Source organism: Sphingopyxis macrogoltabida (genome assembly GCF_001314325.1).
Classification (GTDB): Bacteria; Pseudomonadota; Alphaproteobacteria; order Sphingomonadales; family Sphingomonadaceae; genus Sphingopyxis; species Sphingopyxis macrogoltabida.
In genome coordinates this window covers 1,527,592-1,553,808 of sequence record NZ_CP009429.1, presented here as the reverse complement: position 1 = coordinate 1,553,808, position 26,217 = coordinate 1,527,592, and the positions used below count along the sequence as shown (strand labels likewise).

Genomic DNA, 26,217 nt, shown 5'->3' with positions numbered 1-26,217 from the left:
GCCATGATGCAAATGTGAATTTGCAAAGTTGCAAAGTCAGACTTTGCAAAGTATCCTCGCCCCGATGCTACCGACCCGCCTCTACGCCGGGCGACAACTTCGCCAACTTCGGGAATCGCGCGCCCTCCGCCAGGCCGACTTTGCCGCGCAGCTCGACATCTCGGCCTCCTACCTCAGCCAGATCGAACATGACGACCGCCCGCTGACGCCAGCGCTCCTCGACCGCCTGCAAAAACTCTTTCCACTCGAATGGGAGGAAGTCGCCGCCGATGCGGGCGACCGCCGGCAGGGCGCGCTCCGCGAAGCCGCCGCCGATCCGCTGTTCGCCGCCGCGCCTTTGCCGCCCGAACAGATCGAGCGCGCGGCGCTCCAGCAGCCGCAACTCGCCGACCAGTTCGTCGCGCTCCACGCTGCCTATCGCCGCGCCGGACAGCGGCTGCAGATCATCGACGAAGCGCTGACGGGCGGCACCGCCGAGGGCAGCCGCCTGCCATGGGAGGAGGTACGCGACTGGTTCCACGATGCGGGAAATTATGTCGACAGCATCGACCGCGCCGCCGAAGCCCTCGCTGCAAGCCTCAGCGGCTCGCCGCCCTCGCCCCCCGTCGAGACGATCGAACGGCGGATGCGCAACGCGCTCGGTATCTCGATCGTCTATCGCCAGAGCCAGACGCTGCGCGATTTCGACGCGACGATGCGCCACCTCGTCATCGATCCGTCGCTGCCGACCGAAAGCCGCCGTTTCCAGCTCGCGCACCAACTCGCCGCGCTTGCCCTCGCCGACGAGATCGCTGCGGTGGTCGAATCGTCGCCGCTGCGCACGCCGGCGGCCCGGCAATTGCTCCACGTCGGGCTCGCCAACTACGCCGCGGGCGCCGTGCTGATGCCCTATGGCCCGTTCCGCGCCAGCGCGCGTGCGGTGCGGCACGACATCGACCGGCTGCGGCTCGAATATGGGGTCAGCTTCGAACAGGCGTGCCATCGCCTCTCGACCCTCCAGCGCCCCGGCGCGCGCGGCATCCCGATGTTCTTCTGCCGCGTCGACATGGCGGGCAACATCACCAAGCGGCACAGTGCGACGCGGCTGCAGTTCGCACGCTTCGGCGGCGCCTGCCCGCTGTGGATCGTCCACGAGGCGGCGGCGATCCCCGACCGTATCCTGTTCCAGCTCGCCGAGACCCCCGACGGACTGCGCTATGTTTCGATGGCGAAGGGGCTGGTCAAACCCTCGGGCAGTTATGCGCGCAGCCCGCGGCGCTACGCCGTCGCACTGGGGTGCGAGGCGCAATATGCCGGCGATTTCGTCTATGCCGACGGCGTCGATGTCGCTGCGCCACAGGCGGCTGCGCGGATTGGGCTGTCGTGCCGCATCTGCCCGCGCGAGGACTGCGACCAGCGCGCCTTTCCGCCCAGTGACCGGCCGATCCTCGTCGATCCCGACCGGCGCGACGTCGTGCCGTACCGGATCGGCTAGACCTTCACGATCCCGCGCTCGATCAGACCGTTCGCCGTCGCGAGCAGCGCTTCGTCGGGCGTTCGCATCGTCCAGCCCAGCCTCTCCATTGCATGGCTGCTGTCGCCGCCGCGCACATTGCCGAGTTCGGCGACGACCTGCTTAAGTTCGGGCCGGACGATCGCGAGCAGCTTGAGCAGCCAGTCGGGCATCTTCCGCGTCGGCACCTTGCGCGCCTGCTCGCCCAGATTAGCCTTCAGGATATGCGCGACGTCGATAAATTTGAGGAATGGACCCGAGCAGACGAACCGTTCGTTCTTGATCTCCTCGGCGGTCAGCGCGCGATAGTGGAGGTCGGCGACATCGCGCACGTCGATGATGCCGAAGCCGACGTCGGGGCACATCGGCACCTTCCCTTCCAGGAGCTGCTTCACCACCTCGATCGAGGTCGACAAATCGTCCGACAGCAGCGGCCCGAATACCGCGGCAGGATTGACCGAGGCGAACTCCATATCGCCGCCCTCGGCCGCTACCCAGTCGCGCGCGGCGCGCTCGGCAACGGTCTTCGATCGCGGATAGGGCATGACATCGGGATTGGCGAGGTTGGTCCAGTCAGCCTCGTCATACAGGTCGCGGCCTTTGCCATGGCCATAGGCGATTGCCGCCATCGATGAGGTCAGGATGAAGCGTTTCACTCCTGCCGCACGCGCAAAGCGGAGCGCGCGCAACGCGCCTTCGCGCGCGGGAACGACAAGTTCGTCGGCATGCTTGGGTACGCCGAGCGGAAAGGGCGAGGCGACATGCGCCACATGGGTGCAACCGGCGATAGCCTCGGCCCAGCCCGCGTCATGCTCAAGATCGGCGGCGAAAAATTCGAGCTTGCCGTTATCGACGTCGAGCCAACCGCGAACCTCGGGCTCGCGTTTCAGGCTGCGGACGGTGGCATGGACGGTCCAGCCATTCGCGATCAGCTGCCGGATCAGGAAGCCCGCGATATAGCCGCTGCCCCCGGTGACCAATGCCGTGCCCGCCATCCGCGCCTCCCCTGCCCGTTGTCCCGCAAGGATAGCGCGTTTTGGTTGCGGGCCGAAACCTTATTTCAGGAGCACCAGTTCCTCGGCCATGCTCGGATGCAGCGCGACGGTGGCGTCGAAATCGGCCTTGGTCAGCCCCGCCTTCACCGCGATCGCGGCCGCCTGCAATATCTCGGGCGCATCGGGCCCGATCATGTGGAGGCCCACGACCTGATCGGTCGCGGCGTTGACGATCATTTTGTAGAGCGCGCGCTCGTTACGGCCCGCGAGGACATTTTTCATCGCGCGAAAATCGCTCGTGTAAGTGCGGATGCTGCCCAGCTTGTTGCGCGCCTCGGCCTCGGTCATCCCGACCGCCCCGATCGGCGGATGGCTGAACACCGCGCTCGGGACGTTCTTGTAATCGACGACGGTCGGCTTGCCGCCGAACACCGAGTCCGCGAACGCCTGCCCTTCGCGGATCGCAACGGGGGTCAACTGGATGCGGTTGGTCACGTCGCCGACGGCGTAGATGCTCGGTACCGACGACTGGTTGTCGTCGCCCACCTTGATAGCGCCATGCTCGTCAAGCTCGACACCGACATCCTCAAGGCCCAGCCCCTTGGTGTTCGGCGTCCGCCCGGTCGCGATCAGCACCGCGTCGGCGGTTATCGCATCGCAATTTTCGAGGTGAACGGTCAGCGTGCCGTCGTCGTTCTTCTCGATCGATTGGAACGGCGCATTGAACTTGAAGTCGATCCCCTTGGTCATCGAAATCTGGAGCAGGCGATCGCGGATCTGTTCGTCATAGCCGCGCAATATGGTGTCGCCGCGATTGACGATCGTCACCTTGCTGCCGAATTCGTTGAAGATGCCGGCGAACTCGTTGGCGATATAGCCGCCGCCCGCAATCACGACGCGCTTCGGCAGCTTGTCGAGATGGAAGACCTCGTTCGAGGTGATCGCATGCTCGCTGCCCGGAAATTCGGGAACGAAGGGCCAGCCGCCCGTCGCGAGCAGGATGCGTTCGGCGCTGATTTCCTGCCCGTCGGCAAGGCGGACCTTCTGCGGCCCGATCAGCGTCGCGCGGGTTTTGAAGACGGTGACCTTGTGGCTGTCGAGCGTCTGGCCATAGAGGCCTTCGAGCCGGTCGACCTCGGCCAGCACATTGTCGCGCAGCACGTCCCAGTTGAACTTGCAGTCGGCGACCTCCCACCCGAATTTCCGAGCGTCGTGAATATCCTCGGCAAAATGGGCGCCATAGACGAGCAGTTTCTTGGGAACACAGCCGCGGATGACGCAGGTCCCGCCGACCCGATGCTCCTCGGCGACCGCGACCCGCGCGCCGTGCGAAGCGGCGATGCGCGAGGCGCGCACCCCGCCGGACCCCGCACCGATGACGAACAGGTCGTAGTCGAACTCGCTCATGAATGAACCCCGCGCTTGTGATGGATTGCAATCGGCAACGGACGCCTATGTAGTTACGCCGCGACGACTTGCCAATCGAATTTTGCGGTTACTCTGATGAACGTCCGCTCATTCGCCGAGCGCCGCATGCATCAGCGCCTGCGTCGCGAGGTCGAATTCGATGGTTCCTTCGGTCAAACCCTTCGCCATTTCCTTCCCCAGCTCGACCCCGAACTGGTCGAAGGGGTTGATGCCGAGCAGCACGGCATTGGCAAAGACCCGATGCTCGTAAAAGGCGATCAGCGCGCCGAGGCTGCGCGGGCTGACCTGATCGAGCAGGATCGTCGTCGACGGGCGGTTGCCCGGATAATTGCGCGCGCCGTCCTCGCTCGCGCGGCCCGTCATCAAGGCGGCGCCTTGCGCGATGCAATTGGCGACAAGCGTTTCGTGATGCGCATCGTCGAGCAGATGGTCGGGCTCGCGCGCGACGACGAACTCGACCGGGGTCAGGTGTGTGCCCTGGTGGAGGAGCTGGAACACCGCGTGCTGCGCGTCGGTGCCGACGCCGCCCCAGGTGATCGGCGCGCTGTGGCGTCCGAGCGGCGCGCCGTCCAGCGTCACCGACTTGCCGTTCGATTCCATTTCGAGTTGCTGGAGATAATCGGGCAACAAACGCAGCCGTTCGTCATAGGCAAAGACCGCGCGCGTCTGGCAACCAAGGCGGTTGGCATAGAGCTGGTCGACGAAAGCCGCGAGCAGGCAGATATTGTCGGCACCGTCGGCGAGCCGGAAGTGCCGGTCCATTTCGGCCGCGCCCTCGAGCAGGTCGGCAAAGGCGTCCCAGCCCAAGGCCAGCGCGGCGGGAAAACCGATCGACGACCAGAGCGAATAGCGACCGCCGACGGTTTCGCTGAACGGCAGGATACGCGTTTCGTCGACGCCCCACTCGATCGCGCGCTCAGGCATCGCGGTCAGCGCGATCACCCGGCCGAGCGGATCGTCGACGCCGCCTTCCTCCAGCCACTGCAACGCTGACGCCGCGTTGAGCAGCGTTTCGGTCGTGGTAAAGGTCTTCGAGGCGACGGCGATAAGCGTGTGTTCGGGGCTGAAGCGCGCAAAGGCTTCTGACAGAGCGGCGCCGTCGACGTTCGAGACGACCGCGACGTCATAGCGCGAACTGTGCCGCCCGAGTGCATCGACGAGCAGGTCGGGGCCAAGCGCCGAACCGCCGATGCCGATATGGAGCAGGTGGCGGATCTCGCCGAACGCACCCGCTTCGATCGCGTCGATCATCATCCGCATCCGCTGGTGCAGCGCCTGCGCGACATGCACCGACTCGGGCGCCCCGTCGCCCCGCTCGGCACTGTGTTCGGCGGCCCGGTTTTCGGTCGGATTGGCGATGCCGCCCGAAAAGAGCGTCTTGCGACGGCCGCCGAAATCCTGCGCCGCGGCAAGTTTCGACAGGATATCGATCGCGCCGTCATCGAGGTGGGTCTTGGCAAAATCGAAGCGGATATCGGCGACGCTGCGGACGAGAGCCTGCAACCGCGTGTCGGGATCGGCAGCGACAAGATCGGTCAACGGCTTTGGCTGCCAGTCGGCAAGGGCCTGCCAGGCCTGCTGGACGGTCGTCATGGACTTGGATTCCTTCGAGGGGCGAGATCGGCCTTTTCATAGGCCCGCCGCCATCGGTGCGCCAGCGCCATCCGCCGATATTCGCTTGACGTGGGAACCTATTCATCGCCAATGCGCGGACATGACCGAAGCCAGCTTTACTGCCGATAACGCGCCTGCCGACCAGCCGGCGCCGGCCTCCCCCACCCCGACCCCGGTGTCGGCGAAGGAAGAGGCGGTCGATACCGTCCGCTTCCTTGCCCTGCTGGCGGTCGCAGTGTTGATTTTCCGCAGCTTTTTCCTGTCACCCTTCAACATTCCTTCGGAATCGATGCAGCCGCGACTGCTGATCGGCGACTATCTGCTCGTCAACAAAATGGCCTATGGCTATTCGAAGTACAGCCTGCCGTTCAGCGTCCCGCTGATCCCCGGCCGGATTTTCGCGCGCACCCCCGAACGCGGCGACGTCGTCGTTTTCAAGGCGCCGCCGGTCGCCGACAATGATTATATCAAGCGCGTCATCGGCCTGCCCGGCGACAGCGTGCAGGTTCGCGACGGCATCGTCTGGCTCAACGGCGCGCCGCTGAAGCGCGAAGCGATGCCCGATCTCGTCATCCCGGTGACGCCGAACATGATCGAAGCATCGCGCGCGACGGGCACCCTGCCCTGCTATTCGCCCGAGTTCGAGGAAGTGAGCGCGGCCGGCCTGCGCCAGTGCCGCTACAAGCAGTTCCGCGAAACGCTGCCGAGCGGAAAAAGCTATGCGATCCTCGACATCACGACTATCCCGCAGGACAATACAGCATTGGTCGTCGTGCCCGAAGGACATTTGTTCCTGATGGGCGACAACCGCGACCGCAGCGCCGACAGCCGTTTTCCGGCAGTAGAGAATGAGGGCATCGGCCTCGTCCCCGAAAAGAATCTCGTCGGCCACGCGCTGGTCGGCATGTTCTCGACCGACGGGTCGGCAAGCTGGTTCAACCCGATCAGCTGGTTCACCGCCGCGCGCTGGAGCCGCATCGGGGACGGTTTTTGAACGACACCCTCGACACCGGGGCGCTCGCCGACATCATCGGCCGCGCCCCGGGCAACCTGGCACTTTACGATCAGGCCCTGACCCACGGCAGTACGGGCCGCGCCGACTATCAGCGGCTCGAATTTCTCGGCGACCGCGTCCTCGGGCTCGTCATCGCGTCCGAGCTCTATACGCGTTTTCCCGCCGCAACCGAGGGCGAGCTTTCGTCGCGGTTGCATGCGCTCGCCTCGGGTGAAACCTGCGCCGCCATCGCGCGCCGGCTCGACCTTACCGCACTCGTCCGCTTCGGGGCGCAGGCACGCAGCGATGGTGGCCGATACAGCGACAATATCGCTGCCGACGCGATCGAGGCGCTGATCGGCGCGCTCTATCTCGACCAGGGAGCCGATGCGGCGCGCGCTTTCATTCTCGCCCACTGGGGCGCGATGATCGAGGGCCAGCAGGCCGCACCCAAACACCCGAAGGCGGCGCTTCAGGAATGGGCGCTGGCGCGCAAGCGGCGCCCGCCCGAATATGAGATCGTCGCGCGCGAAGGCCCCGACCATGCCCCGCGCTTTCGCGTCGCGGTGAGCGTCGGCAAGCTCGCGCGCGCCGAAGCCGAAGGCGCGAGCAAACAGGCGGCCGAAAAAGCGGCAGCGGCGGCGCTGCTCGCCGAACTCGAAGGACAGGAAAAATGACCCAGCGTTGCGGTTTCGTCGCCGTCGTCGGCGCGCCCAATGCGGGCAAATCGACCCTCGTCAACGCGCTGGTCGGCCAGAAGGTCGCGATCGTCAGCCCCAAGGCGCAGACGACGCGGACGCGGCTGATGGGCGTTGCGATGGAAGGCGACGCGCAGATCGTGCTGATCGACACGCCCGGCATCTTCGCGCCGACGCGCCGTCTCGACCGCGCGATGGTCGCCGCCGCCTGGGGCAGCCTCGAGGAGGCCGAAGCGATCCTCGTCATGGTCGATGCCGCCGCCAAGCTGACCGGCCGCGTCGAGCGCGTGCTGGAGGGCATCGCTAACCGGCCCGAGAAAAAATATCTGATCCTCAACAAGGTCGACCTGACCAAGAAGGACAAGCTGCTCACCATCGCGACCGAACTCAACGGCAAGGTCGCATTCGACGAAACCTTCTTCATCGCCGCGAGCAGCGGCGATGGCGTCCCCGAACTCAAGGCGCATCTCGCCGCGCTGATGCCCGAGGGGCCGTGGCATTTCCCCGAGGACGAGGTCAGCGACGCGCCCGAACGCATGCTCGCCGCCGAAATCACGCGCGAACAACTCTATCGCCAGCTTCACGAAGAACTGCCCTATCAGTCGACGGTCGAGACCGAACTGTTCAAGTCGCGCCCCGACGGCAGCGCCGAAATCCACCAGCAAATCTACGTCGCGCGCGACAACCAGCGCGCGATCGTACTCGGCAAGGGCGGCAGCCGAATCAAGGAAATCGGCGCCCGCGCCCGCGCCGAACTGACCGAACTCATGGGCCGCAAGGTCCATCTGTTCCTGCACGTCAAGGTCAAGGAAAACTGGGACGAGGACCGCAGCGTCTACCGCGACATGGGACTCGACTGGGTCGATTAGGGGCAAAGAGGGGGCAAACATTATGAAACCCGATTCCATCATATTGTTCGACCGCCTCTATCTCGGGTCTTTGGTACTCGGCGCGCTGAATTTCATTATCGGGTGGAGCGCCATATCGGAAAAGCTCGCCAGCTCCCCGGAATTTGCCGCCACGGGTTTCGGATCGGGCTTTATCATCGCCTCCTTCGTCATCGGCATGATCATCAACCTCGTCATCTGGTATTTCATCTCGGCGCGAGCCAGCAAAGTCGCCAAGTGGATTTTGGTCGCCTTCTTCGCGCTCGGACTGGTTTCGATCCTGCGGAATCTCGACAACCCGCTGGGACCGCAGGGCCTGTCGCTCGGCGTCACATTCGTCCTGACAATCCTTCAGGGGGTGGCGATCTACATGCTGTTCCGGCCCGACGCAGCGGCATGGTTCAACGGCAAGCCTCCCGTCGACCCCGGCACTTTTTCCTGAACTAGATCCGCCGGCAATCACTCGGCGGCGGATTGCCGTCGAAGCGCGCGGTGATCCAGCCGATCGTCTCCTGCGCGCTGTCCTTTGCGCTCGCGCCATGATCGCCGGTCATGTCGATCCAGCGAAGGGGCGTGCCGCGTTTGCAGACCGCCTTGGCAAACTTGCGCGTCACCGCGGGAGCGACGATCGTGTCCTTGCTGCTCTGCGCGATCAGGAGCGGCCCCGGAACGCGCGCCGGATCCACACTGTTGGCGCGCGCGAAGGAGCCGAAGGGTTCGATCCTTGCGATATCCTTGTTCTTCGTAGCGCGCGCGACGCTCAGGATGCCGAGGATCGTTCCGAGCTTCGGCTTCTTGTTGAACGCGACGCAATTATTCTCGGCGAGCCGGTGGATGATGCCCTGATTGGTCCGGTTGGCAATGCTGTCGAGCGGGAAGTCATAGAGCGTCGACCAGCTATGCAGCGCGAAGGACATCAGCAACGCACGCGCATTCTTGTCGCTGCCTTCGCGGAGGTTCGCGGCAAGGTCGGTCGGCGGAGCGGCGGCGGCCGTGGCGACCAACGTCAATTCGGGTGCATAGGTGCGCGCCGCCGTCGCCGTCCATAGTGCCGCATGTCCGCCCTGCGATTCGCCCCAGACGGCGAAACTGCCGCCCGCCGCCGTACCCGGAATCTCGCGCGCCGCCCGCACACCGTCGAGGACGGCATTTGCCGTATCGGGGCCGACCAGAAACGGATGCATCGTCGGACTGGCAAGACCGATATAATCGGGCGCCACCACGACATAGCCGTTGCGAACCGCATTCATGCCCGCCGAATATTCGAAGAAATTCGGGCTGAGCGAGGGCGCGCATTTCTCGGCGACGCCCCAAGCGCCGTGCGTCCAGGCAATCACCCGGCGCGGACGCGGCGGGATCGCTTCCATCGGCGCGGCGACGATGCCGGTCACCGCGAAGCGTGTGCCGCTGCCGTTGGTAGTCCAATACTGCACCCGCCAGGCCTGCACGCCCGGCGGCGCGTCCGCCATGGGCTGCGCCGAGATCAGGTAGCGCGACGGCTGGGCTGCGGCCGGCACGGAAAGCGCAGAAAGGATGGCGAGCAGGACGGCGGCGAACAGGTGGCGCATGGACAGGTCTCCCCGATGCACGCCGTCTTATCATGTGGAAACGCGACCGTCATCCCGGCGAAGGCCGGGATCTCGCCGTTGCTTCATGGCGTTAGGGTGAGATCCCGGCCTTCGCCGGGATGACCTCATTCTGATGACCTCATTCTTTGGCAGTCGCCGCCTTTTTCGCCGGCGCCTTTTTGGCTGCAGGCTTCTTCGCAGCAGCCTTTTTCTTCGGCGCTGCCTTTTTCTTGCCCTTTGCGGGCCCCTTGGCGGCGCGCGCATCGATCAGCGCGATCGCCTCCTCGAGCGTCAGCGTCGCCGGGTCGGCGGTCTTGGGCAAAGTCGCATTGGTCGTGCCGTCGGTGACATAGGGACCGAAGCGCCCTTCCATCAGCTTCATCTCGCCGCCGCTCGTCGGGTGCGGTCCGAAAGTGTTGAGCGGTTCGGCCTTGGTCCGCCCGCGTCCACCGCCGCTCGCCGCCTCGGCGATCCGGACGACCGCGGCGTTCATGCCGATGTCGAAGATTTCGGCCGTACCGGTCAGCTTCGCATATTTGCCGTCATGAAGCAGATAGGGGCCATAGCGCCCGAGCCCCGCCATGATCGGCTTGCCGCTTTCGGGATGCACGCCGACCTCGCGCGGCAGGCTGAGCAGCCGCAACGCATAGTCGAGGTCGAAATCCTCGGCCGGAATATCCTTCGGGATCGACGAGCGCTTTGCCTCCTTGCCGTCGCCGAGCTGGATATAGGGTCCGAAACGCCCGCTGCGCTTCGTGACCTCAAGCCCGCTGTCGGGATCGGTCCCCATCGCCTCCGGCCCCGTGTCGCCCGCGTCGCTGCCTCCCGGCTGCGCGAATTTCCGCGTGAACTTGCAGTCGGGATAGTTGCTGCACGCGATGAACGGCCCGAATTTGCCGCCGCGCAGCGCGAGCCGCCCGGTGCCGCAATTGGGGCACAGGCGCGGGTCGCTGCCGTCGCCCTTGTCGGGAAAGAGATAGGGGCCGAGAAATTCGTCGAGCGCCGCGGTGATCTCCGACGGCTTCTGCTCCATGACCTCGCCGGTGCGCGGCTTAAAATCGCGCCAGAAGCGGTCGAGCACCGCCTGCCACTGGGCGCGGCCGCCGGACACGTCGTCGAGTTCTTCCTCGAGCCCGGCGGTATAGTCATATTCGACATAGCGTTCGAAGAAGCGTTCGAGGAAGGCAGTCAGCAGCCGTCCGCTTTCTTCGGGAATGAAGCGGTTCTTCTCGACGGTCACATAGCCACGGTCCTTGAGCACCTGGACGATCGACGCATAGGTCGACGGGCGCCCGATGCCGAGCTCCTCCATCTTCTTGACGAGGCTCGCTTCCGAATAGCGCGGCGGCGGCTGCGTTTCGTGGCTTTCGACCTCGACGCCGGTCTTCGCCGGCGCATCGCCCTTGCTCATCGCAGGCAGCAGGCGCGCATCCTCGTCATCGCCGCTATCGTCGCGGCCCTCATCATAAAGCGCGAGGAAGCCGGGGAATTTCACCACCTGCCCCGTCGCGCGCAGCATCGTCTTGCCGGTGCCGTCGCTGAGGTCGATGCTGGTGCGTTCGAGCCGCGCCGACGCCATCTGGCTCGCCAGCGCACGCTTCCAGACCAGCTCGTACAGTCGCGCATGGTCGCCGCTGCCGGCCTTGTCCTTCGAAAAGTCGGTCGGGCGGATCGCTTCGTGCGCTTCCTGCGCGTTCTTCGCCTTGGTCTGATACTGGCGCGGCTGATCGGGGACATAGCCGCCGTCATAGCGGTCGGCGATCGCCTTGCGCGCCGCGCTGATCGCGCTGCCGTCCATCTGGACGCCGTCGGTCCGCATATAGGTGATCGCGCCGTCCTCGTAGAGCGCCTGCGCGATCCGCATCGTGTGGCTCGCCGAGAAGCCGAGCTTGCGCGCTGCCTCCTGCTGCAGCGTCGAGGTGGTGAAGGGCGGCGGCGGGTTGCGCGTCAGCGGCTTGGTCTCGACCGTGTCGACGGTGAAATGGCCGGCCTTCACATCGGCTTCGGCGGCGCGAGCGTCGGCTTCGGTGCCGATCGACAGCCGCTCGATCTTGTCGCCGCGCCACCGCGCGAGCCGCGCCCGGAACGGCGTGCCGCCCATTTCGAACAGGCCGGTGACCGACCAATATTGCTGCGCGACAAAGGCCTCGATCTCGCGCTCGCGCTCGACGACCATGCGCAGGGTTACCGACTGGACGCGGCCCGCCGACTTGGCGCCGGGCAGCTTGCGCCACAGCACCGGCGACAGGGTGAAGCCGACCAGATAGTCGAGCGCACGGCGCGCGCGATAGGCGTCGATCAAATCGTCATCGAGCGCGCGCGGATGCGCCATCGCGTCGGTCACCGCCTGCTTGGTGATCGCGTTGAAGGTCACGCGGTCGACCGCCTGCGGCAGTGCCTTCTTCGCGCGCAGCAATTCCTGCACATGCCAGCTGATCGCCTCGCCCTCGCGATCAGGGTCAGTCGCGAGGATCAGTCGGTCGGCAGTCTTGGCCGCGTCCTGGATTTCCTTCAGCCGCTTCGCCTTGTCGGGATAAAGCTGCCATTGCATCGAAAAGCCGTCGTCGGGATCGACCGAGCCGTCCTTCGGCGGCAGGTCGCGGACATGGCCATAGCTGGCCAGCACCTTGAAATCGCGACCAAGATATTTCTCGATCGTCTTCGCCTTGGCGGGCGATTCCACAATCACCAATTGCATGAAAAACTCTATCCCCGAAAACGCTTACGTACGTACGCGCGAGGGTGGCGGGGCGCGGCATGTTCCGTCAAGGGGATTTAACCGAAACAAATTCGGTCATGGCGATCTCCGTCATCCCGGCCTGTACCGGGATGACGGATACCGGATTTACCGCAGCGCCCCCAACCGCCCCAGCAGCATCGCGCTAGCGAGATTCGCTGCTTTCGCCGCGCCTTCCTCATAATTGCCGGGTTTGGCGGTGAAGGCGAACTTGCGCGTCTTGCCGAAGCGGAGACCGCCGAAGCCCATCACTGCGGCAACTCCGCCCGCGACGTTCGCGCCCGACTGCAGCGCCTTGTCGGTCCCGCTCGACGCATCGCTCTTTTCGACGAACTCGCCCTCGACCGCCACCGGCGCCTTAACGGTGATCACCGACTGCTTGCCGCTCGGCGCGATCAACGTCATGCGCGAATAGTCAGCGCTGACCGACAGCGCGCTGTTGACCTGGAGGCCGCCGAAGCTGAACGCGCCGGGGCGCTTTTGCTGCGAAAAGTCGATGAGATAGACGACGTCGATCACCCCGACCCCGGTTTCTCGAGCATAATTGTTCAGCGCCATGTTCGCCTGCCCGGCCGACATGTTGATCCCCATGCTGCTCATGCCCGATCCCATGAAGTCGCCCGGGATCATCAGCAGCGACGGCAGCGCCGACGGTTTGAAATAGGTCGCCTTGCCCTTGCTGCCCTTTTCGAGCGCGATGTTGATGTCGAGCGGGACTTCCTGCGACTTGGTCTTGGCGAGCGCCGTGTGGCCGAACAGGTCGGCGGCGGGCTGGACGGTGTAGCCGCCCGCGGCCAGTTGGGCGACGAAGTCGGCGTAAGCGGCATCGGTGATCGCCTGCATCATTTCGGGCGTTACGCCGACGAGTTCGCTCTTCGCCTTGGTCGTGCCTCCGAACGCGCCCATCAGGCCGCCCGATGCGGCCGTACGGTCGATCGATTCGAAGATGAAGCCGACGTTGAACGCGCCGACGGTGACGTTGGTGACGCCCTTCGCGTTCGCAGGCCCCGATATCTTGACGGGCTCCACCTGTTTCGCGGCGACATGGATGGGCTGGGCGAGCAACGCCAGCACGGCGGCAGCCGACAGCAGCTTTTTCATGGATTCTGGTCCTCCGTCCCCCGCGGCCGGAATCAAACCGGCGGCAAGGGTTCCCCGAAGCGACCCACGGCCCCCGCATTCGGTCAGATGCGGGGGCGTGTCAATGGGGTGACGTCAGGACCTCATCCGTTCTGCCATTTGAAATCCACCGGCAGGATGCACTTCCCGGCATCGTAATTGCCGACGCTGCGGATGATTTCCTGATCCGCGGGCTCGATCCGGCGGCCGCTGATCTGGCTGTCGATCACCCGCCGGACGAGGGCGTCGAGCCGGGTGACGAGGTAACAGTCGATCGCCGGCGGCGCGTGCGGATTGCCGACGCCGCTGTCGTCGGTCAGGAACAGGTACCGCGACTGCGTGGCTGCCGCCATCGCGCGCATTGCATATTCGGCCTTGTCGGCAACGCCGGAGGCGGCCACCGGCGTGATGTGAATGCGCTTGGCACGTGCCGCCTCGGCCGCAGCCCATGTCCGGCCGAACTTGTCGTCGTGCGGCGGCGCATCGGCGACGAGCAGCAGCGACTTCACCGCATCGGGCCGCCACGACTGGCCGACCGCGCGGATCAGCGCCTGATCCATCGCTTCGGGATAATCGCCCCCGCCGCTCGCATATTGCTGCGCTAGCTGGCCCTGCACCCGGCCGATGTCGCTGTCGAAGGCGATCGTCCGCGTGACATATTCGTCGCCGAGATCGCGATAGAAGACAAAGCCGATCCGGATGTCGAGATCGCGGTGCTTCGCAGTGATGGCGCCGATGATCGAACGCAATTCGGCCTGCAGGTAACTGATTTCGTCGCCCATGCTCCCCGTCGTGTCGACGACGAGCATCAGGTCGAGCTTGCTGACCTTCGCCGCCGCCTGGTTCGCGGTCAGCCCGACGGTCTGGCCGCCCGGCGCGTCGGCGACGAGCACCGGCCGCGCGTCGGCAATCGTCCGGCCGGCCTTGCGCGCGGTGACCGTGATCCGTTCGCTCAGCCGGTCGAGGCCGGGGAAAAAGACCGCGCTCCCGTCGGCCTGCGTCGCCATGGTGATGCTGTTGCCGTCCGAACAGGTCACGACGACGTCGGCGAAGGGGATCGGCTGGCCGCTGCGGTCGTTCACCTTCACCGTGACGACGCGCATCGTGTCGACGCGGGGCAGCACCCGGATTTCCTGACCCAGGCCGGTCCGGTTCACATAGGCGGCATAAAGTTCGGGGTTGAGCAGGTCGTCATGCTCGCCCGCGGTCAATATGCCCGATTGCGGCTGCGGTTGCGGGCGTGGCCGCGGCGGATAGGGCGGCACGATCGTCGGGCTGGTCCGGGCATAGTCGCTCGATGAACCGGGAGGAGGAGGCGCCGGCGGCGGCGCGCTCTCTACCGGTGCCGACATGTCGGCGGCGCCGCGCTCGGCGCTCGCCCCGGTAACCACCACCGCCTCGGCGCTTTCGTCCGAACGCGCCTCGGGCGCATAAACCGGGGACGGCGGCGGAGGTGGCGGCGGGGGCGGAGGCGGCGGTGGCGGCGGCGACGCCATCGGCATGGCTTCGCCGCGCGAAACGCGGCCGCCCTTGGTCTTGTAGCCTGCGTTCGATTGCTGTTGCGGCCGGGCTTCAGGGTCGAGACGCGGCAAGGGATCGGCGGTACGGCAAAAACCCTGCTGGCTGCCCGGCTGCGCATGGGCAACCGCCAGCGGCAACGGCGCCGGGGCCGACGCGAGGACGGCGAACATCGTGACGCCGGTCAGATATCGGCTACGCATCATCAATCTCCCCTCATGTGATACAATATCATCAGCCTGTCGCTCGGCCGCTGAACCGTGGCTGAACCGGGACGAATCGTTATATTGCCAAGGGTTAGGACGCTGTGCCGGCCGTCACACCAGCGAAACCCGCGCGCCCGCATGCCGCTCGATCCGGCCCGCGAGCTCGAGTTCGAGGAGGACGAGCTGGACTGTCGTCGCGGCTTGACCCGATTGCCGGACCAGTTCGTCGATCGCGACCGGCGTCGGTCCGAGCAGCGCGGCGACATCGCGCCGGTCACCCTCGCCCGCATCGATCGCGGCAGCCGAAAGGGCGCCGGCGGCTAGGGCAAAAGGCCGGACCGGTTCGCGGACCATGCGCGTATCGATCGGCCCGACCGCCTCGATCACGTCGTCGACATTCTGGATCAGCGTCGCGCCTTCGCGGATCAGCAGGTTGCAACCCTGCGCGCGGGGGTCGAGCGGCGAACCGGGCACCGCCATCACCTCGCGCCCGTAATCGCCGGCGCGGCGCGCAGTGATCAGCGATCCCGAACGCGGTGCCGCCTCGATCACCACCGTACCATGCGCCATCCCGGCGATGATGCGATTGCGCGACGGAAAATGACGCGCGAGCGGTTCGGTGCCCGGCGGCTGTTCGGCGACGAGCAACTGGTCGCTCGCGATCTTTTCCTGCAACGCCGCATTTTCGGGCGGGAAGGCAATGTCGATCCCGCTCGCGATCACGCCCGCCGTCGAGCCGCCGAGAGCCCCGATATGCGCCGCAGTGTCGACCCCGCGCGCAAGGCCGCTGACGACCGTAACGCCCTGCGCAGCGAGGTCCACCGCAAGCTGGCGCGCGAAGCGGCACGCCGCCGCCGAGGCATTGCGCGCGCCGACGATCGCGACACAAGGGCGGCGCAGCATCGCGGCATCGCCGCGCACGATGACGACCGGCGGCGCGCCCTCGACCTCGCGCAGCAACGGCGAATAATCGTCCTCGTCACTGAAAATATGACGCGCGCCAAGCGCCGCGACACGATCGATTTCACGCAGCACGGCGTCGGCGGGCGCGATACGGGGCCTCCCCGCACCACCCCGCAGCACGAGATCGGGAAGCGCATCGAGCGCCGCCTCGCCCGAGCCGAAACGCTGCATGAGCTGGTGCCAGCTTACCGGTCCGACATGCGGCGTGCGGATCAACCGCAGCCGCGCCAGCCGTTCGGCTGGGGTCACGCGGCGCTGTCCTGCTTCTTCGACCCCACCCGCGGCTCGGTCCCCGCCCGCAGTCGCGCGATATTTTCGCGATGCCGCCACAACACGATCACCGCGAGACCGGCGAGGCCAAGGGCATAGGCGGGATAGCCGAACGCCAGCGCGGCGACGGGTGCCGACACCGCGCCCACCATGCCGCCGAGCGACGAGATACGAAGCAACAGCACGGTGCCGAGCCAGACGGCGGCAAAGACCAGCCCGATCGGCCAGGCGAGCGCAAAGGACAGGCCGAGCAATGTCGCGACCCCCTTGCCGCCGCGAAACTTCAGCCACACCGGATAGCAATGGCCGATCATCGCGGCCGCCCCGGCGAGCATCGCGCCCGGTTCGGCCAGCTCGGGCACGAATTGCCGCGCCAGCAGCACCGCGACCGCGCCCTTGGCGCCATCGAGGATCAGCGTCGCCGCCGCCAGCCCCTTGCGCCCGGTCCGCAGCACATTGGTCGCGCCGATATTGCCCGATCCGATCTGCCTGAGGTCGCCCGCGCCGAACAGCCGGGTCAGGATGACGCCAAAGGGGATCGAACCGAGCAGATAGCCAAGCGCGATCAGCAAAAATATCGTCATGACACTCCCCGCTCCATCGGCGCCACTGTGGCGATGTTGAGCGGTTCAATCAACGGGTTCGAGTGCGTCATTTTCCATAATGGACAAACTCGCCAGCGGATTGAGCACAGCCCGGCCACCTGCTACGCCCCTGCCCATGTCATCCCCGTCCCGCGACGCCCCCATCCTCTTTTTCGACAGCGGCCTCGGCGGGCTCACCGTCCTGGGGCCGACGCGCGCGCTGCTGCCCACCGCGCCGATCGTCTACGCCGCCGACTATGCCGGGCTGCCCTATGGCCAGAAAAGCGAGGCCGAACTGGCGGCGCGCGTTCCCGCGCTGCTCGGCCGGCTCGTCGAACGCTACCAGCCGCGGCTCGCGGTGATCGCATGCAACACCGCCTCGACGATTGCTCTTGCGCACGTCCGTGCCGCGCTCGACCTGCCGATCGTCGGCACTGTCCCGGCGATCAAACCTGCGGCAGAGATGACGAAGAGCGGGGTGATCGGGGTTCTCGGAACCGAGGCGACCGTGCGCCAGCCCTATGTCGATGACCTTTCGGCGCGTTTCGCGGACGGCAAGACCGTGCTCCGTCACGGCAGCCCCGGCCTCGTCACCGCGGCCGAGGCGAAACTCCGCGGTCAGGGACCGAACTGGCCTGCGATAGATCGTGCCATCTCGGGCCTGCGCGACCAGCCGGGCGGCGACGCGATGGACGTGATCGTCCTCGCATGCACCCATTTCCCCCTGCTCGAAGACGAGCTGCAGGCAGCCACCGGTCCCGGCGTCCGGCTGATCGACGGCGCCGCCGGTATCGCGCGCCGGATCGCCTATCTGACCGACGGGCAGGACTGGCCGGCGACGGCAACGCCCGGCCTCGCGGTCTTCACGCGCAGCGACGACCGGCCGCCGCCGCCGTTGGCTGTGCTGGCGCCCTATGGCATCGACAGGATCGAGACGATCTAGCCGTCGTCGCCCTGCGCGCAGGACGCCATCCAGGCGCGGTCCTCGGCCTCCGGCCCTTCGCCATCGCGACCCGAGGTTTTGGGCATGGCGGCGCGCGCCGATGCAGGCGTGCAATGCGCCGCTTCACCCTTTTTTCCGGCTTGCAGACGCCCCTCGCACAGCGACAATTGCCTGTCCGATGCACCCCAGCCGACCTTGGCAGCGTCGGCGGGCGCCTGTCCCGCACAATAGGTGTCGGTTTCCGAGCCGGGATCGCCGCAGATTCTGTCGATCTCGACGACATTGCCCCGCGCCGTGCCGACGAAGCGCTGGACGTAATAGCGGTTGGTCGCAAAGTCGCTCTGCACCCCGCAGACACGCGTCCCCTGCTGCGCAAGTGCCTTGTAGGCGCAGATCGAGGAACCCTGCCACCTTTCGCAGCTCATCCATAACCCCTCGAACGGCGGCTTCGCGGGCTTCGACGCCGAAGCCCCGCTTGCCGACACCGCCACCGACAGGATCAAGACCTTCACTATCCGCATATCCGCGACCTCCTTCGACATGCCTTCTTCAATCCCTGCCATATCCATATCGCGGCGGACCCGCGGTGCGCACGATCACTCTGATCGAGCGAGTGAATTGCGAATCGTTCGCACTGGATTTCCGCCTGATTCGACGTTATTGGCCCGCCTGTTAATAGCCGTCGGCGGGGGACGGCAACCAGCTGACAAGCGGGGCTGCGTAGTGAACTATAACGATATTTTCGCCCGGGCGATCGACCGACTGCACGAAGAAGGGCGCTACCGCGTCTTCATCGACATATTGCGCAACAAGGGCGCCTTTCCGAACGCCCGCTGTTTTGCCGGCCACAACGGTCCGAAGCCGATCACCGTCTGGTGCTCGAACGACTATCTCGCGATGGGCCAGCACCCGAAGGTCGTCGCCGCGATGGAAGAGGCGCTGCACGATGTCGGCGCCGGTTCGGGCGGCACCCGCAACATCGGCGGCAACACCCATTATCATATCGACCTCGAGGCCGAACTCGCCGATTTGCACAGCAAGGAAGGCGCGCTGCTGTTCACCTCGGGCTATATCTCGAACGAAGCGACGCTCGGCACGCTCGGCAAGCTGCTACCGAACTGCATCATTTATTCGGACGAACTCAACCACGCCTCGATGATTGCGGGCATTCGCAACTCGGGCTGCGAAAAGCGCGTCTGGCGCCACAACGACCTCGCCCATCTCGAAGAGCTGATGGCGCAGGACGACCCCGAAGCCGCGAAGCTGATCGCTTTCGAAAGCGTCTATTCGATGGACGGCGATGTTGCGCCGATCCACGCGATCTGCGACCTTGCCGAAAAATATAACGCCCTGACCTATTGCGACGAAGTCCATGCCGTCGGCATGTACGGCCCGCGCGGCGGCGGCATCACCGACCGCGACGAAGCCGCGCACCGCGTGACGATCATCGAAGGCACGCTGGGCAAGGCGTTCGGCGTCATGGGCGGCTATATCGCTGCCGACAAAAATATCATCGACGTGATCCGCTCCTACGCGCCGGGCTTCATCTTCACGACCAGCCTGTCGCCGGTGCTCGTCGCCGGGGTGCTCGCCAGTGTGCGGCATCTCAAGGCATCGAGCGTCGAGCGCGAGGCGCAACAGGAAGCCGCCGCTTATCTCAAGCAGAGCTTCCGCGATGCCGGGCTGCCGGTGATGGATTCGACGACGCATATCGTCCCGCTGATGGTCGGCGATCCGGTGCGTGCGAAGAAGATCAGCGACATCCTGCTCGCCGAATATGGTGTCTATGTGCAGCCGATCAATTTCCCGACCGTGCCGCGCGGCACCGAACGCCTGCGCTTCACGCCCGGCCCGGCGCACGACGAGGCGATGATGCGCGAACTGACGCAAGCGCTCGTCGAAATCTGGGACCGGCTGGAACTGCGCAAGGCGGCGTGACCGGCACGCCGGGCTTTGACGAGGTCGTAAAGGGACGCCGCTCGATCCGCGGCTTCCTCGACAAGCCTGTTCCGAAATCGCTGATCGCCGAGGTGATCGAGGTCGCGATGCGCGCGCCCTCCTCGTTCAACAATCAGTGCTGGAATTTCGCGGTCGTCACCGGCGCGCCGCTCGACGCGATCCGCAAAGGCAACACCGACGGCATTCTGGCCGGTATCCCCGACAGCCGCGAATTCCGCCGCTTCGACGGCATCGCCGACGACCACCGCGCCCGCCAGATCGAGATCGCCAAGCAATTGTTCGGCGCGATGGGTATCGCACGCGAAGACAAGGATGCCCGGCAGGACTGGGTCTTGCGCGGTTTTCGCCAGTTCGACGCGCCGGTCAGCATCGTCGTCACCTACGACCGTGTGCTGCTGGGCAGCGATATCGCGCCGTTCGATTGCGGCGCGGTGACCAACGCGCTCGTCAACGCCGCCTGGTCGCGCGGCCTCGGCTGCGTCATCAACAGCCAGGGCATTATGCAAAGCCCGGTGGTGCGCGAACATGCCGGCATCGCCGACGATCAGGTTATCATGATCTGCGTCGCGATGGGCTGGCCTGCAGAGGATTTCCCGGCGAACGCCGTCGTATCGAACCGCAAGCGCGTCGACGAGGCGGTACGCTTCGTCGGATTCGACGACTGACAGAGCAAGGCCCATGGGCGAAATCCTGTCGGCTGCTTTTGGAGCTATTGCCGATTTTTTCATGATTGGAGCGGTCGATCGGGGATTGCAAAAGCACCGCTGGCTGCAAATCGGATGCTTGGCTCTGCTCGCAGTCGTGCTGGGTCTGGTCGCGGGCTACCTGCTTCAATCGTTGATCTAGGCTCCACGCGCCGACCGCATCATTCCCCAGAAATGCGGTCCGCCGCCCGGTACGTCCCACTCGACCTGCGTAACAAAGCCCAGCCGCTCGTATAGCGGCACATTCTCTGCCGTCGCGGTTTCCAGCCAGCAAGACAGCCCCTCGCGGTCTGCCGCCGCTGTCTGCGTGCGGATGATCCGCCCGCCATGGCCCTTGCCCTGATATTCAGGGCGCACGCCGACATAGTGAAGATACCAGAAGCGCCCAGCCGGGCGGTGGGCGTCGATGCCGCCCTGCACTTTCAGCCCGCGCGGCAGCGCGGTGCCAAAGGTCGCGACAAGCGGGATCACCGTGCGCAGAAACTCGATCGTACCGCCATGCGCCTGCCCCGGCGCAGGCCATAGCGCCGCAGCCTCGTTCCCCGCCGAGCGAAGCACGGTGCCCGCACGAAAGTCGGCGGGAACAAGCACATGGAAAAGCCCGCGAAGCGCGCGTGCACGATGTCCGGGATCGGGCAATATCCACGACAGCGCCGGATCGGTCTGGAAAGCGAGCGCCAGCGTCGCCTCGACATCGTCAAGCTGCGCTGCCGTTGCCCGTTCGATTGCCTCGCCCATCCACCGCTCCCCAGTTTAGGGAAGCATAGCAGCAAATCAGCCGCGCGCGAGACCGCCGCGGATCGCATAGCCTCGCGCCATGCTGCGGCAATGACCGGCCATCCCGGTTTCGCGGGCGAGCCCCGCGATGACGCGCGCCAGATCGGCGCGCGGAACGACGTGAAAATGGGCGAGCCAGCCGAAAAAGGCGCGCTTCCACAATGTCGGCAGCCGGTCCTGCTGGCCGAAATCGACAATCTCTATCCGTCCGCCCGGCGCGAGATATCGCGCCGCATGCGCAAGCGCCGTGGCCCAGTCGGGAATCATCGACAGCGCATAGCTGATGAAGATGCGATCGAAGGTCTCACGGCCGAACAGGGCGGCGGGGTCGAAATCGCGCGCATCGCCTTCCGCCAGCACGGCGCGCCCGTCCAGCCCCGCTTTCGCCATCGCGGCACGCGCCGTGTCCAGCATGGCGGCCGAGATATCGACACCGAACAACTGCGCCTCGGGCCAGGCGCGGCCCGCGAGCACGAGATTACGGCCGGTGCCGCAACCGATTTCGAGCACCGCGCCGCCCGGCGGCGGCGCGAGGCCCGCAATCATCTCGTCGCGGCCGAGAAGGAAATATTTTCGCGTGAAATCATAGAAATGCCGCTGGTAGCGATAGATACCGTCCATCAATTTCCCATGCGCGTCGCTCATCGTCATGCGGCCTTCAGAACATAGAGATGTACGCCGCCATAAATGGCCGAACGATCGCGGCGGGTATAGTCCCGTGACGCCTCGTCGCGATATTCCCAGCGGTCGAGCAGCGCCTCTGGCAAGCGCCCCGGCAGCAAGCTCGGTTCGGCGGCCGTGCGAAACAGCACGCGGGCGCCGGGCCGTGCGGTGCGGCTAACCTCGGCCCACAATGCGGTCAGCTGCACGTCGTTCATCCAGTCCTGCGCGTCGAGAAACACATAACGGTCGAAACTCGCTGCGTCGGCCGCGGCGAGCATGTCGGTCATATTCGCATGCAGCATCGTCACCCGCGCAGCGCGATCCCTGACCACTGCGTGGTTTTCCGCCTGCAAATAGGGCGGCAATGGTGCCTTGATGCCCCTGCCGTAACGCCGTCCGAACGCCTGCCAGGCAAAATAATTCTCTTCGAGCGGAAAGTCGCAGGCGAGCTTTTCCAGTCGGGCGCGCAACACGTCCGCCATCGGCTTGCCGTCCGCAAGTGCGTCATATTGGGCCGGCGGAATACCGAGTCCGAAGAGCGACGAGCGCTGGTCGGTGATCCAGCGAATGAACTTGCGGTCGAAAAACGGCGCCAGCTTCGTGTCGAAGATCGTCCGCTGTTCCTCGATCGTCTTCGCTTCGAGGAACTGGCGCAAATCGATGCGGTGCATCCGCGCCACCAGATGCGCGACCCCGATGAAATTGCCGAGCAGGCCGCGCTTGTAAAGCCCGTGCGCAAAGCCGTTGATCCGGCGGCGACCGACAAGGTCGCGCCCCTCCCAATAGCGCCGGCTGACCTCATCGAGATGCGGGCGAACAAAGGCACGATAGTCGGCGATGTTGGCGGCGCTGTCGGCATCGACAAAGAAGCGGCGGAAGCTGTTGTAGTCGGGCAACCGCTGGATCGCCACGCGTTTCAGGTGATTCAGCGCGACATGCGCAGTGTTGAGGTCGACCGCGACGATCTCTGCCGGATCGCCGACCAGATAGGAAAAGACGTTGCACCCGCCGCTCGCGATCGTCGCGATCCGGTTGCCCGGCTCAATCGCCAGCGCTTCCATGTCGACGACGGGATCTTCCCATATCTGGGCATAGACCAGCCCCTTGAAGGCGAGAGCGAAAGCGCGATCGAGCAGGCGCTGTTTCTGCTCTGCGTCTTCCCGGACGACCGCCGCGGCGATCTTGCGGTTGGGCTGCCTGGCCATGATTCACGGTCTCCCGGAGAAAGGTGGATCCGGGGTCGATCATGGCAGACATTCATGCGTTTTCAGCGTCGTTTCGATGACAAACCGGCGACAGGCCGAAAAGCCTTGTCGCCGGTTCGGTCATCAATCGCGACAATATCCCTCGCCGTCCTTGACGATCAGGCATTCCTTCTTGCCGGCAAGATATTTGAGTCCCGTCTCGTCGCCGTTGCCGCGGCGGAGGCTCAACTCCTCGCTGCCGCGCTTGAACTTGATGCCATGCTCGCTGTCGTTGCCGTCATAGGTCCCCTTGGTGTCGAGGTCCGACTGCATCTCCAGCTTGTACTTGCCCGGCTCGCCCGGAGTGATGGTGACGAACATGCCTTCGACCCCGGTCCATTTGCCCGCCCAGCTCGCGAAGCGGTGCGGTGCGGTCGCCGGGTCGGTGGCGGGATCAGTGGCGTCGGCGGCACCCTCGGGCGGCGTGGTCTCGACCGGAACCTCGGTGGTAGTGGTATCGGCCGGCGCGGGCGCCTCGGCCTTTTCGCAGCCGCTCAGGATGACGAGCGCCGCCGCGCCGATCAGAAAGCTCTTTTGCATCTTGCTTCTCCTTCCCCGTCCAAACGCACGCATCGGGATAAGTATCCGCCTATCCCGCCAATATCTCCGCATAGTGCCTGGGGTCGACATTGCCGCCCGACAGGGTGACCAACGTCGCATCGCCCAATTCGACCTTGCCCGCAAGCACCGCGGCGAGCGCCGCCGCGCCGCCGGGTTCGACGACAAGGTGCAACTTCTCGAATGCGACGCGCATCGCATGGCGCACTTCCTCGCGCGTCGCGACGACGCCGCGGACGCCGCGCGCCTGCAACACCGCGAAATTGATCGGCCAGGTCTGCGGCGTCTGGAGAGCGTCACACTCTGTAGGAAATGCCAGGTCCTCGACCGACAATATCTCGCCGGCTTCGAGACTGCGTGTTAAATCGTCCCAGCCTTCGGGCTCGACCGCGACGAGTTCGGTTTCGGGTAAGGCGAGCGCCAGCCCCGCCGAGAGCCCGCCGCCGCCGCAGCAGGCGATCACCTTGTCGGGGCCGTCGATCCCGCGTTCCTGCATCTGCGCGCGGGCTTCGATCCCCGCTGTCCCCTGCCCCTCGATGATCCATGGATCGCCATAGGCGTGGACGAGCGTGCCGCCGCGCTCTTCGAGCAGTTTCGCCGCGACGGCGTCGCGCGATTCGGTCACGCGGTCGTAGAGCACGACCTCCGCCCCCAGCGCACGCGTCGCGGCCAGCTTCATCTGCGGCGCATTGCTCGGCATGACGATCGTTGCCGCGATGCCGAGCCGCTTCGCTGCCCAGGCAACGCCCTGCGCATGGTTACCGCTCGAGACGCCGACCACGCCCGCGGCCGCCTGTTCGGGCGTGAGATCGGTCAGCCGGTGCCAGGCACCGCGAATCTTGAACGCCCCGACGGGCTGCAGGCATTCGGCCTTGCACCAGATCGTCCGGCCGTCGACGTCAAGCGGCAGCAGCGGGGTTTGCGGGAGGAGTGCAGCGACTTTCGCCGCCGCGCGTTCGACACCTGCGAGCGACGGCGCGCGTGCCGGGTCGAGCAAGGGATCGGGGCTTTGCTGTGTCATGGCTTCGTCCTATAGGGCCGGGCATACAAGACAAGCCGCATAGGTAGGCGCAGGAGATTTTTCACATGAGCAAGGTTCTGGTGATCGGCGCAGGCGGCGTCGGATCGGTCGCGGTGCACAAGATGGCGATGAACCCCGACATCTTTCCCGACATCACGCTCGCCAGCCGCCGCAAGTTCAAGTGCGACGCGATCGCCGAGTCGGTCAAGGAACGCACCGGCGTCACGATCGCCACCGCCGAGGTCGACGCCGATCATATCGACGCGACCGCCGCCCTCATCCGCTCGATCGGCGCGACGCACGTCGTGAACCTCGCGCTGCCCTATCAGGATCTCACGATCATGGAGGCGTGCCTGTCGACCGGTGCGCACTATCTCGACACCGCGAACTACGAACCGCGCGACGAGGCGAAGTTCGAATATCATTGGCAATGGGCTTATCAGGACCGCTTCAAGGACGCCGGGCTGATGGCGCTGCTCGGTTCGGGTTTCGACCCCGGGGTGACCAGCGTCTTCACCACTTGGCTCAAGAAGCATCATTTCGAGCGCATCGACACGCTCGACATCCTCGACTGCAACGGCGGCGATCACGGCCAGCATTTCGCGACCAACTTCAATCCCGAGATCAACATCCGCGAAGTGACCGCCGTCGCGCGCCACTGGGAAAATGGCGACTGGGTCGAAACCCCGCCGATGTCGGTGAAGCAGCAGTTCGACTTCGAGGCCGTCGGCCCCAAGAACATGTACCTCATGTATCATGAGGAGATCGAAAGCCTGAAGACGCACCTGCCCGAAATCCGGCGGATCCGCTTCTGGATGACCTTCGGCGATGCCTATATCCAGCACCTCACCGTGCTACAGAATGTCGGCATGACGCGGATCGACCCGGTCATCTACGAAGGCCGCGAGATCATCCCGCTGCAATTCCTGAAAGCGGTGCTTCCCGAACCGTCGAGCCTCGGCGAGACCACGAAAGGCAAGACCAACATCGGCGTCATCGCGACCGGCCTTGGCAAGGACGGCAAGGAAAAGACGCTCTACCTCTATAACATCTGCGACCATGAGGACGCGTTTGCCGAAACGGGCAATCAGGCGGTCAGCTACACCACCGGTGTTCCGGCGATGATCGGCGCGGCGATGATGGTCACCGGCACCTGGAGCGGCGAAGGCGTGTTCAACATGGAGCAGATGGATCCCGATCCCTTCATGGACATGCTGAACAAGCACGGCCTGCCGTGGCAGGTGAAGGAACTCGACGCGCCGCTGGCCTTCTGAC

25 protein-coding genes are annotated in these 26,217 nt (G+C 65.4%); 10 read left to right on the top strand and 15 right to left on the bottom strand.

Annotation, left to right across the window (positions count from 1 at the left end; genetic code table 11):
• The first annotated feature begins 64 nt into the window (after nt 1-64).
• Nucleotides 65-1,474, top strand: a complete 1,410-nt coding sequence (locus LH19_RS07755) for a helix-turn-helix domain-containing protein (RefSeq protein WP_054726727.1) — start codon at nt 65-67, stop codon at nt 1,472-1,474.
• Here the strand turns inward: LH19_RS07755 and LH19_RS07750 are convergent.
• The 3 genes from LH19_RS07750 to pgi all read right to left on the bottom strand — a co-directional run bounded on the left by LH19_RS07750 (nt 1,471) and on the right by pgi (nt 5,508).
• Complete coding sequence (locus LH19_RS07750) at nt 1,471-2,487, bottom strand: SDR family oxidoreductase (RefSeq protein WP_054726725.1); 1,017 nt, start codon at nt 2,485-2,487, stop codon at nt 1,471-1,473. The genes LH19_RS07755 and LH19_RS07750 overlap by 4 nt on opposite strands.
• Before the next feature lie 60 nt (nt 2,488-2,547).
• Entirely contained in the window at nt 2,548-3,894 is a 1,347-nt protein-coding gene (gene gor, locus LH19_RS07745) for a glutathione-disulfide reductase (RefSeq protein WP_054726723.1), read from the bottom strand.
• 108 nt (nt 3,895-4,002) lie between these two features.
• Nucleotides 4,003-5,508, bottom strand: a complete 1,506-nt coding sequence (gene pgi / locus LH19_RS07740) for a glucose-6-phosphate isomerase (protein ID WP_054726720.1) — start codon at nt 5,506-5,508, stop codon at nt 4,003-4,005.
• A 196-nt stretch (nt 5,509-5,704) separates the two neighbouring features.
• Here pgi and lepB point away from each other — a divergent pair, with 196 nt between their 5' ends.
• Genes lepB through LH19_RS07720 form a run of 4 tightly spaced genes read left to right on the top strand, consistent with a single transcriptional unit; the run spans nt 5,705 to nt 8,550 of the window.
• On the top strand, nt 5,705-6,523 hold the full coding sequence (gene lepB, locus LH19_RS07735; RefSeq protein ID WP_054733186.1) for a signal peptidase I: 819 nt from the start codon (nt 5,705-5,707) through the stop codon (nt 6,521-6,523).
• Nucleotides 6,520-7,200, top strand: coding sequence for a ribonuclease III (gene rnc, locus LH19_RS07730; RefSeq protein ID WP_054726717.1), 681 nt, complete (start codon nt 6,520-6,522; stop codon nt 7,198-7,200). Before lepB ends, rnc begins: the two co-directional genes overlap by 4 nt.
• Nucleotides 7,197-8,090 (top strand): GTPase Era, encoded by an 894-nt coding sequence (era, locus tag LH19_RS07725; RefSeq protein ID WP_054726713.1) that lies wholly within the window; start codon nt 7,197-7,199, stop codon nt 8,088-8,090. The genes rnc and era overlap by 4 nt, the downstream gene beginning before the upstream one ends.
• Before the next feature lie 22 nt (nt 8,091-8,112).
• Nucleotides 8,113-8,550 (top strand): hypothetical protein, encoded by a 438-nt coding sequence (locus LH19_RS07720; RefSeq protein WP_054726709.1) that lies wholly within the window; start codon nt 8,113-8,115, stop codon nt 8,548-8,550.
• 1 nt (nt 8,551) lies between these two features.
• Here LH19_RS07720 and LH19_RS07715 read toward each other — a convergent pair whose 3' ends face one another.
• From LH19_RS07715 to plsY, 6 genes are all read right to left on the bottom strand, one after another.
• Entirely contained in the window at nt 8,552-9,676 is a 1,125-nt protein-coding gene (locus LH19_RS07715) for a lipase family protein (protein WP_054726705.1), read from the bottom strand.
• Nucleotides 9,677-9,815: 139 nt separating this feature from the next.
• The gene (gene topA / locus LH19_RS07710) at nt 9,816-12,374 is read right to left on the bottom strand and encodes a type I DNA topoisomerase (RefSeq protein WP_054726701.1); all 2,559 of its coding nucleotides are present in this window, start codon (nt 12,372-12,374) and stop codon (nt 9,816-9,818) included.
• 147 nt (nt 12,375-12,521) lie between these two features.
• A complete protein-coding gene (locus tag LH19_RS07705) occupies nt 12,522-13,514 on the bottom strand; it encodes a hypothetical protein (protein WP_054726698.1) in 993 nt (330 codons plus the stop codon).
• 122 nt (nt 13,515-13,636) lie between these two features.
• Complete coding sequence (locus LH19_RS07700; protein WP_234716109.1) at nt 13,637-15,256, bottom strand: VWA domain-containing protein; 1,620 nt, start codon at nt 15,254-15,256, stop codon at nt 13,637-13,639.
• A 111-nt stretch (nt 15,257-15,367) separates the two neighbouring features.
• Entirely contained in the window at nt 15,368-16,468 is a 1,101-nt protein-coding gene (dprA, locus tag LH19_RS07695) for a DNA-processing protein DprA (RefSeq protein ID WP_054726695.1), read from the bottom strand.
• Nucleotides 16,465-17,073 carry a glycerol-3-phosphate 1-O-acyltransferase PlsY gene (gene plsY / locus LH19_RS07690; protein ID WP_054726691.1) on the bottom strand — a complete coding sequence of 203 codons (609 nt, stop codon included), beginning with the start codon at nt 17,071-17,073 and terminating at the stop codon, nt 16,465-16,467. Before plsY ends, dprA begins: the two co-directional genes overlap by 4 nt.
• 136 nt (nt 17,074-17,209) lie before the next feature.
• On the opposite strand from plsY, the gene murI reads away from it, so the two are divergent.
• Complete coding sequence (gene murI, locus LH19_RS07685; RefSeq protein WP_054726688.1) at nt 17,210-18,016, top strand: glutamate racemase; 807 nt, start codon at nt 17,210-17,212, stop codon at nt 18,014-18,016.
• Here murI and LH19_RS07680 read toward each other — a convergent pair.
• Nucleotides 18,013-18,537: a hypothetical protein gene (locus tag LH19_RS07680; protein ID WP_145923419.1), complete on the bottom strand. Its 525-nt coding sequence runs from the start codon at nt 18,535-18,537 to the stop codon at nt 18,013-18,015. The two genes, murI and LH19_RS07680, sit on opposite strands and share 4 nt — an antisense overlap.
• Nucleotides 18,538-18,739: 202 nt before the next feature.
• On the opposite strand from LH19_RS07680, the gene hemA reads away from it, so the two are divergent.
• From hemA to LH19_RS28535, 3 genes are read left to right on the top strand one after another with little or no spacing between them, the layout of a single operon-like run.
• The gene (gene hemA, locus LH19_RS07675) at nt 18,740-19,954 is read left to right on the top strand and encodes a 5-aminolevulinate synthase (RefSeq protein ID WP_054726682.1); all 1,215 of its coding nucleotides are present in this window, start codon (nt 18,740-18,742) and stop codon (nt 19,952-19,954) included.
• On the top strand, nt 19,951-20,640 hold the full coding sequence (locus LH19_RS07670) for a nitroreductase (protein ID WP_054726678.1): 690 nt from the start codon (nt 19,951-19,953) through the stop codon (nt 20,638-20,640). Before hemA ends, LH19_RS07670 begins: the two co-directional genes overlap by 4 nt.
• A gap of 13 nt (nt 20,641-20,653) precedes the next feature.
• The gene (locus LH19_RS28535) at nt 20,654-20,821 is read left to right on the top strand and encodes a hypothetical protein (protein ID WP_156344014.1); all 168 of its coding nucleotides are present in this window, start codon (nt 20,654-20,656) and stop codon (nt 20,819-20,821) included.
• Here LH19_RS28535 and LH19_RS07665 read toward each other — a convergent pair.
• The 5 genes from LH19_RS07665 to LH19_RS07645 form a co-directional block, all read right to left on the bottom strand.
• The gene (locus LH19_RS07665) at nt 20,818-21,417 is read right to left on the bottom strand and encodes a GNAT family N-acetyltransferase (protein ID WP_054726675.1); all 600 of its coding nucleotides are present in this window, start codon (nt 21,415-21,417) and stop codon (nt 20,818-20,820) included. The genes LH19_RS28535 and LH19_RS07665 overlap by 4 nt on opposite strands.
• Nucleotides 21,418-21,453: 36 nt before the next feature.
• Nucleotides 21,454-22,101: a class I SAM-dependent methyltransferase gene (locus tag LH19_RS07660; protein ID WP_054733181.1), complete on the bottom strand. Its 648-nt coding sequence runs from the start codon at nt 22,099-22,101 to the stop codon at nt 21,454-21,456.
• Between the two features lie 2 nt (nt 22,102-22,103).
• On the bottom strand, nt 22,104-23,324 hold the full coding sequence (locus LH19_RS07655; protein WP_054726672.1) for a DUF3419 family protein: 1,221 nt from the start codon (nt 23,322-23,324) through the stop codon (nt 22,104-22,106).
• A 123-nt stretch (nt 23,325-23,447) separates the two neighbouring features.
• Nucleotides 23,448-23,903 (bottom strand): hypothetical protein, encoded by a 456-nt coding sequence (locus LH19_RS07650; RefSeq protein ID WP_054726669.1) that lies wholly within the window; start codon nt 23,901-23,903, stop codon nt 23,448-23,450.
• Between the two features lie 49 nt (nt 23,904-23,952).
• Nucleotides 23,953-24,942, bottom strand: coding sequence for a threonine ammonia-lyase (locus LH19_RS07645; protein ID WP_054726666.1), 990 nt, complete (start codon nt 24,940-24,942; stop codon nt 23,953-23,955).
• A 65-nt stretch (nt 24,943-25,007) separates the two neighbouring features.
• Between LH19_RS07645 and LH19_RS07640 the strand changes: the two genes are divergently transcribed.
• A complete protein-coding gene (locus tag LH19_RS07640) occupies nt 25,008-26,216 on the top strand; it encodes a saccharopine dehydrogenase family protein (RefSeq protein ID WP_054726663.1) in 1,209 nt (402 codons plus the stop codon).
• Nucleotide 26,217: the final 1 nt, after the last annotated feature.